14 protein-coding genes are annotated in these 16239 nt (G+C 61.5%); 6 read left to right on the top strand and 8 right to left on the bottom strand.

Features of this window, described 5'->3' with window-relative positions; translation table 11 throughout:
* Positions 1-518 precede the first annotated feature (518 nt).
* The gene (locus tag FJ426_RS28175; RefSeq protein WP_224684750.1) at positions 519-1025 is read right to left on the bottom strand and encodes a DUF892 family protein; all 507 of its coding nucleotides are present in this window, start codon (positions 1023-1025) and stop codon (positions 519-521) included.
* Positions 1026-1242: 217 nt separating this feature from the next.
* Here FJ426_RS28175 and FJ426_RS28180 point away from each other — a divergent pair, with 217 nt between their 5' ends.
* From FJ426_RS28180 to FJ426_RS28205, 6 genes are all read left to right on the top strand, one after another.
* On the top strand, positions 1243-3684 hold the full coding sequence (locus FJ426_RS28180; protein WP_140500732.1) for an ATP-binding protein: 2442 nt from the start codon (positions 1243-1245) through the stop codon (positions 3682-3684).
* A gap of 5 nt (positions 3685-3689) precedes the next feature.
* The gene (locus tag FJ426_RS28185) at positions 3690-4067 is read left to right on the top strand and encodes a response regulator (protein ID WP_140500731.1); all 378 of its coding nucleotides are present in this window, start codon (positions 3690-3692) and stop codon (positions 4065-4067) included.
* A gap of 259 nt (positions 4068-4326) precedes the next feature.
* The gene (locus FJ426_RS28190; protein ID WP_140500730.1) at positions 4327-4719 is read left to right on the top strand and encodes a response regulator; all 393 of its coding nucleotides are present in this window, start codon (positions 4327-4329) and stop codon (positions 4717-4719) included.
* Positions 4719-6473: a YaiO family outer membrane beta-barrel protein gene (locus tag FJ426_RS28195; protein WP_140560672.1), complete on the top strand. Its 1755-nt coding sequence runs from the start codon at positions 4719-4721 to the stop codon at positions 6471-6473. The genes FJ426_RS28190 and FJ426_RS28195 overlap by 1 nt, the downstream gene beginning before the upstream one ends.
* Positions 6474-6475: 2 nt before the next feature.
* Positions 6476-7513 carry a HEAT repeat domain-containing protein gene (locus FJ426_RS28200; protein WP_140518212.1) on the top strand — a complete coding sequence of 346 codons (1038 nt, stop codon included), beginning with the start codon at positions 6476-6478 and terminating at the stop codon, positions 7511-7513.
* On the top strand, positions 7510-8937 hold the full coding sequence (locus FJ426_RS28205; protein ID WP_181165449.1) for a glycosyltransferase family 2 protein: 1428 nt from the start codon (positions 7510-7512) through the stop codon (positions 8935-8937). The genes FJ426_RS28200 and FJ426_RS28205 overlap by 4 nt, the downstream gene beginning before the upstream one ends.
* Positions 8938-8952: 15 nt before the next feature.
* On the opposite strand, the gene FJ426_RS28210 is transcribed toward FJ426_RS28205, so the two are convergent.
* From FJ426_RS28210 to FJ426_RS28240, 7 genes are all read right to left on the bottom strand, one after another.
* Positions 8953-9255 carry an Hpt domain-containing protein gene (locus FJ426_RS28210; RefSeq protein ID WP_181165450.1) on the bottom strand — a complete coding sequence of 101 codons (303 nt, stop codon included), beginning with the start codon at positions 9253-9255 and terminating at the stop codon, positions 8953-8955.
* 245 nt (positions 9256-9500) lie between these two features.
* Positions 9501-10454, bottom strand: a complete 954-nt coding sequence (locus tag FJ426_RS28215) for a PleD family two-component system response regulator (RefSeq protein ID WP_281405099.1) — start codon at positions 10452-10454, stop codon at positions 9501-9503.
* 47 nt (positions 10455-10501) lie between these two features.
* Entirely contained in the window at positions 10502-11539 is a 1038-nt protein-coding gene (locus tag FJ426_RS28220; RefSeq protein ID WP_140518210.1) for a chemotaxis response regulator protein-glutamate methylesterase, read from the bottom strand.
* A 22-nt stretch (positions 11540-11561) separates the two neighbouring features.
* Entirely contained in the window at positions 11562-13829 is a 2268-nt protein-coding gene (locus tag FJ426_RS28225; RefSeq protein WP_140560673.1) for a hybrid sensor histidine kinase/response regulator, read from the bottom strand.
* Positions 13826-14530, bottom strand: coding sequence for a chemotaxis protein CheW (locus tag FJ426_RS28230; protein ID WP_140518208.1), 705 nt, complete (start codon positions 14528-14530; stop codon positions 13826-13828). Before FJ426_RS28230 ends, FJ426_RS28225 begins: the two co-directional genes overlap by 4 nt.
* A complete protein-coding gene (locus FJ426_RS28235; protein ID WP_140518207.1) occupies positions 14530-15765 on the bottom strand; it encodes a protein-glutamate O-methyltransferase CheR in 1236 nt (411 codons plus the stop codon). The genes FJ426_RS28230 and FJ426_RS28235 overlap by 1 nt, the downstream gene beginning before the upstream one ends.
* Positions 15765-16229: a chemotaxis protein CheW gene (locus FJ426_RS28240; protein ID WP_140560674.1), complete on the bottom strand. Its 465-nt coding sequence runs from the start codon at positions 16227-16229 to the stop codon at positions 15765-15767. The genes FJ426_RS28235 and FJ426_RS28240 overlap by 1 nt, the downstream gene beginning before the upstream one ends.
* Positions 16230-16239: the final 10 nt, after the last annotated feature.

Consider the following 16239-nt stretch of genomic DNA (forward strand, 5'->3'; position numbering starts at 1 on the left):
ACTGGCTGGCCAGCAGACTACACTCGCAACTCTAGAGCCTCTTGGTGGGCGAGTCCCCGCAAACCGGCATCTGCGCCCGTCAAATGGCTAATATGGTGCGCCACGCGCAAGAATGGGAGCAACCCCGCAATAACACCGAGCGGATTGCTCAACACGCGCCCTGCAACTTCATCGGTCGATGCATCCCCACCTCGTCGGTCACGCGGCCCCTTTGCGATCATGACAGTGAGACCCGAAAGTGCTCTCAACGATGGTGTATTAAGGTCCGCGCATGGGCGGCTGGAAGCCTGAGCGATCAGAGGCACCGGCATGTCTTAATGAGGACGAATACGCCCACTTGCGTAAGGCAGCGCCAAAAGCCCCAGGGCGATCCAGAAGCCGGGCTCAGCCATTGCGGCGAGATATGACAGAAGTCGCTTCATGTTGCCCCACCCGTGCCCTGACGAATCCGCGGCCGATCATAAACTCGAGACAAGAGTCCGCTCTTGTGGGAGGAGAAGCGGGCTCTTAGCTGCGACCTAAGACCCAGCGGCCGGCGCAAGAGCCGCCCAGCGGACCCGATCGCCAGAAAAAAAGTCCGCCCGCGCCATTTGGGCGTCACCGTTTCGCGGCATCGCTGTCGGCCGCGGCGCGAGACAGGAACATCTGCGTCGTCTCGGCGAGATGGCTCTTGAGCCAATCCCCCCATCGCCTCCTCTTCGCGCAGATTGCTCGAAAGTATAGCTGGCGAGCGAGCCCTTCATCACCTCGTCGCCGGCAAACACGCCGCTGATCGACTGGGCCATGGCGGTGAGCTTGCCGCCTGCGTCTTTCATCGCGGAGGATCCCTCTCCGATCCGGTCAAGACAGCTTTTGAGGCGCGAGGCCTGCTGCCGCGTCTCGTCGAGATGCTGACGGATGTGGTTGCGGAGCTCCGGATAGCTCTCGAGGCGTGACAGTTGCCCGGAGAGCATCGTCTCCGCCTGCTCCTCCATAGCGTGAGCGTCCCTCAGCCACTGTATCAACCAGTCGCGCGATTGTGTCATGAAGCTCTCCCTTTGGGTTGCTCGCCCAAACCGCGAGCGGAGAGGATGGCTCCGCCCGGGCTATGGCAGGCTCGGCCAGAGGGCTGTCGACGCGCGGATTAACCACCGACGCGACTTCGAGCAGCGAGCCTCAACTGGCAGAGGGCCGGAGCCTGTAGCTTCTTTAGACCTCGGATAGGTTTTGGCGGTATCTATCGGGAAAAGGAGCGGGAAAGTCATGACCGAGTTCTGGCAGTCACTCCTCGCCAATCTTGCCCTGGTCTCCATCCTCGTGGTCGCCTGGGATCTTGTGGCGGACTTCACTGGGCGTCTGTCGACGCGGATGCAGTCGCTGGTTCTTGGTGTGGTCATGTGCATGGGCGCGATCATTTCCATGGCGACGGGCTTATCCGTCTCCGGCTTCGTCGTCGATCTCCGCGCCGCCTTCATTGCGGCTGCCGCGTTCTTCGGTGGATGGCCGGCGATGTTCATCGCTACTGCCGGCTCCATTGCCTATCGCATCTATCTCGGTGGACAGGGCGCGAGCGTCGGTGTCGTGGGGATCCTCATCACCGCTATAGTCGGTATTGCGTGGCACCACATCGTTACTGCCCGGTCTCGCACCATGTTCGACATATTCGGACTCGGCGTGTCGGTAGCTTTCGCCGGGCTGATCACGCTCCTGATCATCCCCTCGCAAGTCGTTGCCGACCTGGTGCAGCAGAGCACACTCCCATCACTCGTGTTCCGCTTCCTCAGCACCGTCCTCATAAGCGTTCTGCTGGACCGGCAGCAGCGGCGGCGCGATCTTGCGATGTCCAACATGATCTACCGGGCCATGGTCCGCGAACTCCCGGATTGCCTGAACATTAAGGATGTCGACGGCCGGTTCATCGCCGCCAATCCCGCTACTGCCGAAATGATGCGCGCCGCTTCGGTCGAACAGCTTATCGGCAAGACGGATTTCGATTTCTACTCTAAGGACGTGGCCGAGCGCTTCCGGCAGGATGAGATGGGCGCTCTGGAAGCCGGGCAGACGCTGCGCATCGACCAGCCGGCGGTTTTCCCGGACGGCAGACAAGGCTGGCTCTACACGCTGAAGGCACCGTTCCGCGACGAGACCGGCAAGATCAGCGGCGTCATCACCTACAATCGCGACATCACCGAGCAAAAGCGAAATGCCCAGCTGAAGAACGATTTCATCTCGACGGTCAGCCACGAATTGCGCACTCCACTGACCTCCATCCGCGGCTCACTTGGTTTGATCGCGGCCGGCGTCGCCGGCGAACTGCCGCCCAAGGCCGCCAATCTCGTCAACATCGCCCACACCAACAGTGAAAGGCTGGTTCTTCTCATCAACGACATCCTTGATATGGAGAAGATCGAATCTGGCGTGATCACCTTCAAGATCAGGCAGATGGCTGTCCGCCCGGTCCTGGAACAGGCGATTGCCGCCAGCACCAACTACATGGCCGACAGCCGAATCAGGATCGTCCTGGTCGACGATGCCCCGCGCGCCGAAGCCAACATAGATCCGGATCGCCTGCATCAGGTGATGGCCAACCTGCTGTCGAATGCGATCAAGTTCTCGCACACTGATGGCATCGTCACGGTGAAACTCCATCGTCGTGCCCCCGATATGCTGCGCATCTCGGTCGTGGACCAGGGCGCTGGCATCCCCGAGGCGTTCCGCAGTCGCATATTCGGGAAGTTCGAGCAGGCGGACGCCTCCAGCACTCGCAAGATAGGCGGTACTGGCCTGGGCTTGAGCATCGTCAAGGCCATCACTGAAAAGCTGGGCGGCGGCATCTCCTTCGAAACCGAGGAAGGCAAGGGAACCTCGTTTCACATTGACCTCCCCGAAGCGCACAGGCAGACCGAGAAGCCGGTTTCGGTCGAGCGCCGGGCGCGCAAGCGCGATGGCCGCCTGCGTGTCCTCATCTGCGAGGACGAGCCTGACATTGCTGTGGTGATCGCAGCACTTCTCGATGCAGAAGGCTTTGCCAGCGACGTCGCGCCCGATATCGACACCGCCAAGGCGCTGCTGAGCTCGCGCGACTACGTGGCGCTGACGCTCGACATCAAGCTGGCGGGGGAATCCGGAATCAAGCTCTTCCACGACATACGGGCATCACCGGTGAATTCCGACATTGCGGTCATCGTCATCTCCGCCGTCGCCGACGAGGCCAGGCGCTCGCTGAACGGCAGCGCCGTCGGCATCGTCGACTGGCTGGAGAAGCCGGTGGATTCGAAACGGCTTCACGCCGCTCTTGCCAAGATCGTCGGCCGTAGGGTCGAGCCGAAGCCACAAATCCTGCATGTCGAAGACGATGAGGGCGTGCTTGCGGTGATGTCAGAAGGGCTGGGTTCGGGCGTCTCGATCACCTCGGCGAAGACACTAAAGCAGGCCCAGGAGGCGATCGCCCGCTATCGCTTCGACCTAGTCATCCTGGATATCGCGCTTCCCGACGGATCGGGCCTCGACCTCCTGACCGATCTGCCGCTCGAGACTGCGGTCATCGTGTTCTCGGCGGCGGAACTCGACCAGAAGCTCGGCGATCGGGTGCAGGCGATCATGACCAAGACCAGAGCGTCGGAAATCGATGTGGCAAAGTTGGTACGGAACATGTTGGTTTCGTCCCGCAATGGCACTCGGCCTGCCGCGCACGCCAAGGAGTGATGCTAATGCCCGCAAGGATCCTCTATGTAGACGACGAGGACGATATCCGCGAAATCGCCCAGATGTCGCTGGAGCTCGAGCCGGAATTCGAGGTGCGATCCTGTTCTTCGGGCATGCAGGCGCTGGCCGATGCCGCCGAATGGCGGCCCGACCTCATCCTGCTCGATGTGATGATGCCGGACTTGGACGGACCGGAGACGCTGAGGCGCCTGGCCGAGTCCCGGCCGACGGCGTCGATACCCGTGGTGTTCATCACCGCGCGCACCCAGACGCATGAGGTCGAACGCTATCTGGCTATGGGGGCGGTGGGGGTGATCGCCAAACCTTTCGACCCACTTGCGCTTGCCGGTGAAGTCAAAAGATTGCTTCTATCGCGCACCTGAGCCGACGTATGGCTTGGCCACCGAGCGCAGTTTGTCTGCACACTGTGCGATGCCGTTCAGGGCTCCTATACCATGTCGCCTTATTCATCTACTGATTGTGCCGAGGTGCAGGCGCAGCGAATCAGGTTGTCTGTAATCGCGTGGCATCGGCGGACGTCGATGAGAGAGTCGAGACGAATATTTCTGTCTGCATGGACCGCATTGGCGGATGTCGGTTCATGGGATCACTCCGGGGGGCGACGGAACCGGAGCAAGGCTGGTGAACGGAGCGAAGGCAAGAGTTCTGATTTGCGATGACGATCCCTTGTTGATCGAGCTGATGGAATTCAGGCTCAGGGCAAAGGGATATGAGGTCATCAAAGCAGTAGACGGGGCGGAAGCGCTCTCGAAGGCAGAGCATGAGGCGCCGGACATCATCGTGCTCGACGCGATGATGCCCAAGGCCGACGGCCTGGAGGTCCTTGCCCGCATCAAGGGCGATCCGGCTTTGTCCGAAACCCCGGTCGTCATGCTGACCGCCCGCAAGGGCGAAAGGGACATCGTCTCGGCCCTCGAAAAAGGAGCCGACGACTACCTTGTGAAGCCATTCATCCCCGAGGAGCTTCTGGCGCGGTTGGCGCGTCTGCTCGCGCGAAAGAGCGGGAAACGCTGATGCGGCGCTGCCGGTGCGCAGCCCTTGGCGCATCTCTGATCCTGGCGATCGCTGCGCCCCAGGGCGCGGTGCTGGCGCAGACGGTGGATGAACTTTACGAGTTCGGCGTCAAGGCCAGGCAAGCGCAGCATTTTGACGAGGCGGTGGAGTTTTTACGGCGCGCCCTTGCGCTTAAACCCGATAACGCCGACGCCTTGGTGCAACTCGGTTTTGCCGAACTCGGCCGCGACAATCTGTCGGCGGCGCGCGACGCTTTTTCCAATGCCCTGTCCTTGGCCCCAACCTACCGGGACGCCAGCTTTGGCATGGCTGAGGTCGAGTTCCGCTCGGGCAATCTGGATGCCGCGCTTCCGCTAGCCGAAACGGCCCTGCGGGCCGAGCCCGGCAACGCTGACGCCGCCACGCTTATCGCGAATATCCAGAAGGCGAAGCAAGCCGCCGGCAGTGAGGTGAGACGGTCTCCCGCGGTTCCGGCGCCGACAAAGAAACCGACTAGCCGGCGGCCCGATCCCGTCGCCGGTCTGATGGAGCAGGGCAGACGCCTGCGAGCGGCGGGAAAGCTGCCCGAGGCGGAGAAAGTCTATCGCCGGGCACTGGGACTGGCGCCGAAGAACACCGACATCCTCGTCGCCCTTGGCCTGGTCGTCGGCTCCAGCCAAAGCTTCGACGAGGCGGGGCTTTTCTTCGACCGCGCGCTTGCGATCAAGCCGGGCCTTCTCGACGCGCGGCTCGGCAAGGTGCGCCTGGCGATCTGGCGGGGCGACGCGCCGAGCGCCCGCCGCTTGGTCGATGGCGTGCTGGCCTCAGTGCCAGGCAATGTCGAGGCGCTCGAGCTGGATGCGAGAGTGGCTTTGCTCGAGGCCGATTACACGCGGGCCGGGCAGTCGTTCCAGCGCGTGCTTGCGGCCGATCCGCGCAATGCCGAGGCGCTGGTCGGGCTCGGCGATGTGCGCCGCGCCGAGGGTAAAGAGGAGGACGCGCGGGATGCCTACAGCCAAGCGCTCGCCGTCGAGCCTGGCTCTTTCGATATCGAGCAAAGGCTGGCCGTGCCGCCGCCGCGCAAATGGCGGCTCGACCTCGGCAGCGAGGTGAGCGATCTCACCAGCGAGCTCGGCGACTGGACCGACAGTTCGGCAGGCCTTGCCTATCGGCTGTCGCCGCGCACCACGATTTCCGGTCGCACCCGGCTGGCCACACGCTTCGGCCGCACCGACGTCCAGATCGAAGGCCGTATCGACCAGGCCTTCTCGCCGGCGTTCTCTGCCTATGCTCTGGCGGCGGCGACGCCGGACGCTGATTTCCTCGCGCGCTATTCGATCGGCGCCGGGGCTTCGTGGCAGGTCATGGCGCCGGCAAAGGCGTTCGGCCCGCTTTCGCTCAACATCGACGCCCGGTACGACAATTTCGCCGACACAAATGTCACCAGCATCTCGCCATGGGTGCAGACCTCTATCCTAGACGGCCGCCTGGGGCTTTCCGCCCGCTGGGTTCATGCGCAGGATGATATCGGCACGGGCGCAGACGGTTATGTGCTTCGCGTCGACCTTGCTGCGACACCGCACTTCAACGTGTTCGGCGGTTATGCCGACGCTCCCGAAATCTCCGACGGCACGCTGGTGCCGACGCGCGCGGTCTTTGGTGGTGTTTCCTGGGACATCAGCGATCCGCTGACGTTGCGCGCCAGCATCGCGCATGAAGAACGACCGAGATTCGACCGGAATACATTCGGTCTCGGCCTGACCGCGCGGTTCTGACCATGTGGTACATCTGGGATCTCTCCATACTGCTCAGCGCTCTTTCGCTGGTGATCATGCTGTTCCTGATCGCGAGACGCGTCCTGCAGGAGCGCCGGAGCAAGGCTGCGGCCGACCAGCGGCGTCAGCTTCTGACTGCGCTGATCGCCTTCACCGAGAGCCGCGACCGCGAGGTGTTGAAAACGGCCATTCTTTCGGTGCCGGCTGGCGTGGCGATCAATACCGGCTTCGAGTTCATTTCGCTTTTGCGCGGCGAGGAGCACGACGATGTCCTTGCTGCTTTCAAGGAATGTGGCCTGCCGGCCCTTGTCGGCAGGCAACTGGAAAAGGGCAACGGCGCCGAACGCATCCATGCGGCCGAGATGCTGGCGGCGCTGCGCTCGGAAGGTGCGGTGGCAAGCCTGCTTTCCGCGCTCGACCACGACCGCTCGCGCGAGGTCAGGATCGCCGTCGCCATAGCGCTCTGCGATCTGAACAGCCTGCCGCCGCTCGGCATTGCGCTGCGCAAGATCGGCGTGGCCGGGCAGCGCTCGCGACGCCTGATCGAGCTGTTCAGGCGCTTTCCGCACGCGCGCCTGGAGGAACTGGCGGACCATGCCGCGCGCGCCGACGCCGTGCCCTTCATAAGGGCGGCCGCGATCGACGCATTGGCCCGCGCCGGCGGCTTCCGCTTCGCCGATCTCTTCGCCCGCTTGGCCGACGACGCCTCGCCCGAGGTTGCCGCAGCGGCACTGCGGGCGCTCGGCCTCACCGGAAATGCCGACGCGCCGGCGATCCTCTCGACCGCGATGACAAAAGGCGACTGGGAGGTGCGCAGCGCGGCCGCCGATGCAGCCGGCCGCCTCGGCCTCGCCGAACTTGGCCGGCCGCTATCCAAGCTAATGGGCGACGAGGTGTGGAACGTGCGCTATGCCGCCGCCAACGCGCTGCGCTCCTTCGGCCAGCCGGGAGAGCGGTTGCTGCGCCAGATTGCCGACAGTGAGGTCTCGCGCAGCCAGCGCACCGCCTCGCTCATTCTTGCCGAGGGACCAGCCGTATGATCGCCGACTGGAGCGACGAGATCGTTCTTGCCGCCACCATCTTGTCTTGGTTCATCATCGGGGCCGGGCTGGCGCAGACGACGATATACCTCCTGCAGCTCATCGTCGCCGGCTATGCATTGTCCAAGCGCCCACCGGTCGCGCGCTCGGCGCTGCTTTGGCACCGCTATGGCGATGTCGCGCCGCCGATCGCGCTATTGGTGCCCGCCTACAACGAGGCCTTGAACGTGGTCGAGAGCGTCCATTCCATGCTGGCGCTCGAATATCCCAATTTCGAGGTCATCGTCATCAACGACGGCTCGAAAGACGAGACCTTGCTGCGCCTCATCGAGGCGTTCAAGCTGGTAAAGTTCCATCGGCCCTATGAGGAGGCGCTCGCGCACAATCCGATCCGCGGCCTCTATTCGTCACCGATGACCGAGCGGCTGTTCGTCGTCGACAAGGAGAACGGCGGCAAGGCCGACGCCCAGAACGCCGGCATCAATGTCTGTCGCGCGCCGCTCTTTTGTGTCATCGACGGCGACTCTATCCTTGAGCCCGACGCGCTGATGCGTGCCGCCCAGCCATTCATCGACGACCCCGAGCGCACCATTGCCGTCGGCGGCACGATCCGCATCGCCAACGGCTCCAGGATCGAGGCAGGCAGGGTGCGCGAAGTCCGTCTGCCACGCCGTCTGTTGCCACTGCTCCAGGTGGTCGAATACCTGCGCGCCTTCCTGATGGCGCGGCTTGCCTGGAGCCGCATCAACACACTGATGCTGGTCTCCGGCGCTTTTGGCATGTTTCGCCGGGCCGAAGTGGTGGCGGTCGGCGGCTTCACCAAGGGTTCGATGGGCGAGGACCTCGACCTCGTCATCAAGCTGCACCGCTATATGCGGGATAAAAAGCGCAAATACCGCATCCAGTTCATTCCGGAGCCGGTGTGCTGGACCGAGGCGCCGGAATCGCTGAGCGTCCTTGCCCGGCAGCGCACGCGCTGGCAGCGCGGCTCGCTCGAATGCTTCTTCCGCTACCGCTCCATGCTCTTCAACCCGCGCTATGGCCGCGTCGGCTTTCTCGGCTTCGGCCACATCTTCATTGTCGACGTTCTGGGACCGGTGGCGGAGGTGCTGGGCTATATCCTCATCCCCGCCTTCTGGCTGCTCGGTGTCCTTTCGGCCGAATATCTTCTGGCCTTCACCTCGCTCATCTTCACCTATGGCGTCTGCGTGAGCGTATGCTCCCTCGTTCTCGAAGAGGCCGAGTTGCAGCGTTTTCCCCGCGCCAGGGACCTCGCGGTATTGACGGCGGTCGCCGTGATCGAGAATTTCGGCTACCGCCAGCTCAACAATTTCTGGCGCGTGAAGGGCTGGTGGCAATTTCTTCGGGCTGACCAGAGCTGGGGTGAGATGACCAGGACCGGCCTGGGCGGCGCGAAGAAGTGAGCCCCGTCTGCTGAGTCACTTCAGCGTCCGCTCGATCTCCGTGATAAGCGCATCGAGTGCGGCGTGCGAGGCCCCATCGTCCGCCTGCTCGATCAGCAATGTCTCCAACGCCGATGCCCGCGCGCTGATCTCCGCAAACCCGAATGTCCCCGCGGCCCCGGCGAGCGAGTGCGCGGTGGGAATCAGGGTGTCGTTGGAGCCCACTGACGGGCCTCTCTGACGCGCCGCCCTCAACTCCGCGAGTTGAGTGGCGCACCGAGCCAGGAAACGCTGTCGTAAGGGGGCGAAGGGATCATTCAGAATGGAAGGGGCCTCCATGGATGGCTTTAGAGGTATTCAAGCAGAAAACTCGGTGGAGTGGAACGAACTGCTTGCGGTCCACGCTCCTGTCAGAGCAGAACTGCGGCGCCCGCTTCAGCCAAATGCAATGGCGATGAGTTTTTGATGTCCAACTGCGGAATGAGCGAGCTGGTCGGCATAGACCTTCTTGAAGGCCGGCGAGCGGGGTGCATTCAACGTATTTTCAAATGTTTGGAGCCTGCTGCGGTTTGCCTAGCCACTCGTCAAGCGCGGGACATCTGAAGCGCAACACGATTTCGTCCTTCCGATTTGGCACGAAAAAGAGCCAGATCGGCGGCATTGACGAAATCCTTCGGCGTTTCGTTCTCGGTGGGCACCGCTGTTGCGACGCCAACGCTGATGGTCACGCGATCCGAGCCGTGGGGTATGTTCAGCTCCCGCACGCTCTGGACGAGCTGCTCTGCGATCGCACTGGATTGTTCCAGTAAAGTGTCGACCAGCACGACGACGAACTCTTCGCCTCCGTACCGCGCAGCGAGATCGGTGGAACGGCCGGAACCGCTCTGGATTACGCGGGCGATTTGCTTGAGCACCTCGTCGCCGGCCATATGGCCATAGGTATCATTGTATCGTTTGAAGTTGTCGGCATCGATCATCAACAGCGACAATGGGGATTGTGCGCGAAAAGCACGCTTCCATTCAGACGCCAGATATTCGTCAAAATAGCGCCTGTTGCCGAGGCCCGTCAGGCCATCGATCCGCGTCAGACGTTCAAGCTCGAGATTAGCACTGATCAGCTGTCGCTGGCTTTCCCTTAGCGCTCGGTATGCAGCTTCTCGCTGGACGTGATCCAGATAGGCCCGCGTGTGATATCGAACGCGTGCAATCAGCTCGATACGATCCGGAAGCTTTACGAGATAATCGTTCGCTCCCGCAGCGAACGCTTCGCCCTTGGTGGCTGGGTCTTCCTTGCTCGACAGCACAATGACTGGTACCGCGCGTGTCGAAGCATGCTTCCGGTATTCTCGCACCAGATGCAGCCCATCGACCCCGGGCATGACGAGATCCTGCAGGATGACGGTTGGCTTTACCTCGTCGGCGACCGTGATCGCTCTCAATGGGTCGGTGCAGAAGTGTAACGAGATATCAGGCTCGCTGGCTAGAGCGCGCCTGACCGCCTCGCAAACCATGATCTGGTCATCGATGAGCAGAACCATGGATGAATAGTTATCTGCAAGTGGTGGGACCAGCTGTGGTTCTAGCGTCATCGGACGAACCCTTTCACCTGGAGCGCTGAAAGGGCTTCGATTATGCGTGAGCCGATCGCACTCAAAGGAAGAATATCAACAGCCGCGCCGACGTCGGCGGCGGCCTTCGGCATGCCGTAGACGGCGCTGGTTGCTCTATCCTGCGCGATTGTGAGATGCCCCTTGTCGCGGAGCTGTCTCAACCCGTGCGCACCATCCCTGCCCATGCCTGTGAGCAGGACTCCAATCACCGAGCCAGGCCACCATTGCGCGGCACTTTCGAAGAACACATCTACGGACGGCCGATAAACGCTGTCCTCGGGGCTAGGCGTATAGCCAAGTTGCTGAGCTGACTTGAAAACCAGATGATCCGCGGAACTGGCAATGAGAACGGTGCCCGCTTGAGGACTATCGTTTTCCCGCGCTGGACGGATCGGGAGAGGCGTATGCTGGCCGAGCCAATCAGCAAGGCCTGGAACGAATTGGGCATCGAGATGCTGTACGAGCACGATGGCGGCGGCGAAATCAACGGGAAACGCGCTCAGGACTGCGGCAACGGCGGCCGGCCCGCCAGCAGAGGCACCGATTGCAATTAGCCGTCGAGTTGTCGGCTCAGCCGCACGGGACATCCTCCTTCTTGCCTTGCCCGGCGCATCGCCGATCAGCTTGCCGATCGTTGCTATCTTGTTGGTCAACAGCCGTGCGGATTGCGAGGACGCATCACCTTCGATGCCTACTGAGGGAATATCGACGGCGTCGAGCGCGCCATGCCCCATCGCTTCGTAGACGCCGGCGACGTTGGCTTCGATACTGGCGGTCACCAGCAAGATTGAACATGGGGTTTCCGCCATGATTCTGCGGGTCGCTTCCACCCCGTCCATCTCTGGCATCGCTAGATCCATGAGTATCAGATCCGGCAGATCACGTCTGCAGACCTCGACCGCCTCACGCCCATTGGTCGCAATCCATGCGACTTGGTGTTCGCCGGTCGACATGACCAGCCGGCGCAGAAGTTCAACCGCCATCGGCATGTCGTTGACTACGCCAATTCTCATTCGTTGGTCGCCAATTTCGATCTCATTCAGTCGCCTCGCCGATCATGTCCACGACGGCATGGATCAGCGCCTCGTCCTGAAAGGTACTCTTGGTCAGATAATAGTCGGCACCGGCGTCAAGCCCGCGCGAGCGGTCTTCTTCCCGATCCTTGTATGAAACGATCATGATGGGTGTGTTCCTGAGATGGACGTCCTTTCTGATCAGGCTCACCAGTTCGATACCATCCATGCGCGGCATGTCTATGTCAGTGACGACGAGATCAAAAGGACCAGATCGGACGGCATTCCACCCGTCCATACCGTCGACTGCCACTTCGACGTCATAACCGTGATTGCCCAGCATCTTGCGCTGGAGTTCGCGAACCGTGAGTGAATCGTCAATCACCAGCACGCGCTTGCGTCTGCTCGGTCCGGGACCGCCCGCGGCTCGCCGAAGGGCTCGAAATCCGCTGGACGACGCAAGCTTTTCCACCGATCGAACCAGATCATCGACGTCGAAGATCAGAACAGGCGAACCGTCCTCCATCAGGGCCGCTGCGCTGATGTCCTTGATCTTGGCAAACCGGGAATCGAGAGGTCTGATCACCAGTTCGCGTTCCCCGAGAAAACGGTCGACGATTACGCCGTAGGCGTCCCCCCGACCCGTTTCCACCACGACGACCGAGAGTTCCTCTGGTTCGGACGCAGACTCTCCTCGATCCAGCACCTCGCGCGCTGTCACCAACCCGATCTGTCGATCGTTCAAGCGAAAATGCGGGCGGCCCTGCAGGAGGTTGATCTCCACCCGCTGCAATTTCATTGTCTTGGAGATGGCAGCGAGTGGAAACGCATAGGGCTCCCCATCGACTTCGACGAGTAAGGTGCGCAGGACTGACAACGTCAGCGGCAGTTGCAGTTGAAACCGGGTTCCTCGACCAAATTCCGAGGAGACGCTCGTGATTCCGCGGACCTCCTTCGTCATCGCCTGCACTGCATCGAGTCCCACGCCACGGCCGGAGACGTCGGACAGGCCAACTTTCATCGAAAAGCCGGGCAGAAAAAGGAATGCCAGCAATTCCGTTTCGCTGAGCGCGTCGGCGCTTTCCCTGGTTGCAAACTGCCGGGCGACGACAGTCTCGCGCAGCTTCGAGAGCTCGATCCCTCTGCCGTCGTCCACCACGGCTATTTGCAGCAGTCCGGCATTGTGCCTCGCTTCGAGCCTGATGAGTCCCTCTTCGGGTTTGCCGGTTGCGAGGCGCTCATCAGGCGGTTCAAGCCCATGGTCTACCGCGTTGCGCAGAAGATGCCCCAAGGGGGCATCCAGCTGCTCGAGGATATCGCGGTCGATGCCGGTCGAGCCGCCTACGATCTCCAGTCGCACCCGCTTGCCAAGTGTACGACCGAGGTCGCGGACCGTTCTTGCGAAGTGTCTTACCCCGTCCTCAAAAGGCCGCATCCGGCTCGCCAACGTCTCCTCGTACAATCGGTTGGCAAGATCGGTGGCTTTCCGATCGACTGAATCCAACTCATCGAGACGCTCCGCCAAGAAGGCTTGGCTCAACCGAAGCTTTCGCTGCGTTTCAACCAGCGCCTCCACCACAGCCGCATCTTTTGCGACCGGCAGCAGCACTGCATCAAGATTGTCGAACGCACTTGCGATATCTGATTGAAGGCGCTTCAGCCGCAGCAGCCCGTCAGCGAATGGCCTGAGCCGCCGAGCTTCCATCAGCGACTCGCCAGCCAAACCGAGCAATCGGTTCAGGCTGTCTGCCGTCACCCGAACCATTCTATCTGAGCCGATGCTCCCTCGGGCTTGAGCTTTCGGCTCGACAAGGGGGTTCGCTGACGAGGTTGCCGCCGGCTCCTTTCGGCTATGCTCTGGGGTTGCGAAATCAGCTGCCGAATCTTGGGGTGCGGGCTCGGGGAGGGACAGTTCCTCGAACTTCGCCAGAAAGCTTTCGACTTCCGGGTTGACGCTCTCGTTCGATGATCCCGATGCGATCAATTTCAGAAGGTCAGAGCCTTGCAGAAGCGCATCTATATGCTCCTTGCGTACCCTCAGATGCCCACGTTGCGCGGCGACCAAGCAATCTTCCATTGCATTTGCAACTTTGACGGCGGGCGTCAGATCGATAATGCGGGCTGCTCCTTTCAGCGAATGCGCGGCCCGCATGCATTCTTCCAGGGCGTCGGTGGCGACAGGATCGCGTTCGAGCGCCAGAAGGCCGGAGGTCAAAGCCTGTGATTGCGTCTCCAGTTCGGCCTGGAAAAGGCTCAACATCGAAACCTGACTGAAGTCCTCATCTGTCATGCCATGCTCCGATCCATCATCGTGAGCAGTTGTCCCGGGTCGAGACAGCCAACAGCCCGTTCACGCCAGGGCAAAACGGCAACAGTAGCCGCCGACAGAGTCTTGCCGATCGTAGCTGGCACAGCGAGAGTGTCGCGTGCCCGGTAGCGATGTAAGCCGTGGACCTCATCAACCGTGAAAGCAACCCGCTTGTCCCGCTCGCCCACCACGACGAGGCGGCGAAATATCTTGGCTCGTCTGCCTTGTTCCTCCTCCTTGGGTTCGTCGATCCCGAGCAATTCAGCGAGCGACAGGCAAATCAGCAATTCGCCCCGGACATTGGCGATGCCGAGCACTGCACTATTCCTGCGGTGTGGAAGGGAATGAACGGGACGGGATTCAGCCACTTCATGAAAAATGCCAGCTGGAAGCGCCAGCCATTCGTGCCCCAACCGGAAGAGAACGGCCGTCTGTGGCGCTTCATCGTCCGCCGAAACGACCGCTGCACGACCAGCGTCATCAGGCCATTCGCCGCGATATGCCGAGGGCGCCGCACGATCAAGGAGGCGCCGTGCAATCTTCCTGTAGGTCGGGCAATTCCGGCAGTGGAGATGCTGCTCCAGTTGGGGACAGGACTTGTCACCCCGAACGCCTATCCGCCGCCAGCAGTCGTCAATTTCAAACTGCTCCACTGGCAGAGCGATCCTTGTCGAAGCCGGCATCAGGTGCCGCTCCTTTTCTGGACCCGGACCAGCCTGCCGGCCAGCGCCTCGGCGCCGCTGTGGTCGCCTTGCCTGCGAAGCAGCAAAGCCAGATGCACCAGAGCCTCTCGATGATTTGGCGCAAGATAGAGTGCCTTGCGATAGCTTTGCGCGGCCTTGGATGCAGCGCCATCCGCATCCTGAACGAGGCCCAGCAGGTAGAAGATTTGCGCGGAAGGACCGAATTTCTCGAGATGGGCGAGGGCGACCTCCTGTGCCTCCTTTACCCGACCCGCATTGGCGATCCGTTCAACCGCGACTAGGCTTTCCGAGACCTGATCAACGGGCTTGGCCAGGGCCGGCGCACTGTTTTCCTTGCCGACGGTCAGTCGTGGCGGAAGAACGGGCTTGCTCTTGTTGAGCTTCGGGGTTGATGTCCGCACCGGGATAGCAGTTGTCGGCGCCGCGGCCTTGATGGGCTCCGATTCCAGGAAGGCAAAGGCCAAGGGCCATTCAGCGGAAATAAAGCCATGCAGCCTTGGAAGTGCTGCTTCCGCGGGACCGACCAGAAGAAGTCCGTCCGTGGCCAAGAGGTCTTTCAGGCGGGTCAATGCGCGATCCTGCAGTTCGCGATTGAAATAGATCAGCAAATTCCGACAGAGTAGGATGTCATAGACCTCTTGCCCAAAAATTGCGCGAGTACCGAATAGGTTGCCGACCCTGAAGCGAACCTGTTTCAGCACCGCAGCACTGGGCCGCAACCCACCCTCGACCGCTTCGAAATAGCGGTCCCTGAATTCGAGATAGCTGCCGCGAAAGGAATTGCGCCCGTAGACGGCACGTTCAGCCAACGCGATATTGCGGGTACTGACGTCCACCGCATCGATGTTGAACTCGTGCGCTTCAAAGCCGGCATCGAACATGGCCATTGCGACCGAATAGGCCTCTTCACCGGTTGAACATGGCAGGCTCAAGACTTTTGTCGGCTGAGCATGCTTGTGCACGCGCGCATGCCGCGCCAACATCGTGAACGCTTCTCGGTCGCGAAAGAACCAAGTCTCCGGGATCACCACCGCATTGATCAGCTCCTGCAGCTCCTGCGGGGAACCGGTCAAGTGTTCCCTATAGGCCTGAGGATTGGCAATCCGGCACGCTGCCATCCGGTCTCTGACCGCCTGACGGACCACTGTCGGGCCAACGCTGGCACTGTCCAGTCCAATGGTTTCCATCAGGAGCTTTTCTATTGCGCCGGTCATTAAACACTCATCGCGCCCTGGCGGAGCAATGCGGTACGAATCTCTTCCGAAAGCAGCGCTTCCGCTTTGACCCACTGAATGATCTCCGTGCCATCCGAAGCCACCGGACCAAGATAAGACGGCGTTTCTGGCTCGAGGCCGAACGGCGCGAAGTCGGCAGGGTCTCGCTCGACCGTATCCGTCACCCGTTCCGCGACCAACCCAAGCAGGCGTTGCTCGCCATCTCGCGCCGGGTAGCGCGTAACAACGATCCGGGTGCTCAATAGGCGCTCCGATGGCCGGCCAAGCGCGAGAAGAGTAACATCGATCAGGGGGATGGGTATTCCGTTATAATTGACCAGGCCCACCACACCGGTTGGCGCACCCGGCAGAACTTTGACATCGATATAGGGCAGCACCTCTTCAATTTGGTGGACATCGATCAAGTAGCGATCCGAACCCATACTGAAGGCGAGGAATAACATTATGACCTCC

The organism is Mesorhizobium sp. B2-6-4 (assembly GCF_006441495.1).
GTDB lineage: Bacteria > Pseudomonadota > Alphaproteobacteria > Rhizobiales > Rhizobiaceae > Mesorhizobium.

Bases quoted from the DNA above. Each gene is read 5' to 3' on its own strand.
- FJ426_RS28240 (WP_140560674.1), bottom strand. From the start codon at position 16,229: ATGTTATTCCTCGCCTTCAGTATGGGTTCGGATCGCTACTTGATCGAT.
- FJ426_RS28205 (WP_181165449.1), top strand. From the start codon at position 7,510: ATGATCGCCGACTGGAGCGACGAGATCGTTCTTGCCGCCACCATCTTG.
- FJ426_RS28215 (WP_281405099.1), bottom strand. From the start codon at position 10,454: ATGGTTCTGCTCATCGATGACCAGATCATGGTTTGCGAGGCGGTCAGG.
- FJ426_RS28185 (WP_140500731.1), top strand. From the start codon at position 3,690: ATGCCCGCAAGGATCCTCTATGTAGACGACGAGGACGATATCCGCGAA.
- FJ426_RS28195 (WP_140560672.1), top strand. From the start codon at position 4,719: ATGCGGCGCTGCCGGTGCGCAGCCCTTGGCGCATCTCTGATCCTGGCG.
- FJ426_RS28230 (WP_140518208.1), bottom strand. From the start codon at position 14,530: ATGCCGGCTTCGACAAGGATCGCTCTGCCAGTGGAGCAGTTTGAAATT.
- FJ426_RS28235 (WP_140518207.1), bottom strand. From the start codon at position 15,765: ATGACCGGCGCAATAGAAAAGCTCCTGATGGAAACCATTGGACTGGAC.
- FJ426_RS28210 (WP_181165450.1), bottom strand. From the start codon at position 9,255: ATGGAGGCCCCTTCCATTCTGAATGATCCCTTCGCCCCCTTACGACAG.
- FJ426_RS28175 (WP_224684750.1), bottom strand. From the start codon at position 1,025: ATGACACAATCGCGCGACTGGTTGATACAGTGGCTGAGGGACGCTCAC.
- FJ426_RS28200 (WP_140518212.1), top strand. From the start codon at position 6,476: ATGTGGTACATCTGGGATCTCTCCATACTGCTCAGCGCTCTTTCGCTG.
- FJ426_RS28180 (WP_140500732.1), top strand. From the start codon at position 1,243: ATGACCGAGTTCTGGCAGTCACTCCTCGCCAATCTTGCCCTGGTCTCC.
- FJ426_RS28220 (WP_140518210.1), bottom strand. From the start codon at position 11,539: ATGAGAATTGGCGTAGTCAACGACATGCCGATGGCGGTTGAACTTCTG.
- FJ426_RS28225 (WP_140560673.1), bottom strand. From the start codon at position 13,829: ATGACAGATGAGGACTTCAGTCAGGTTTCGATGTTGAGCCTTTTCCAG.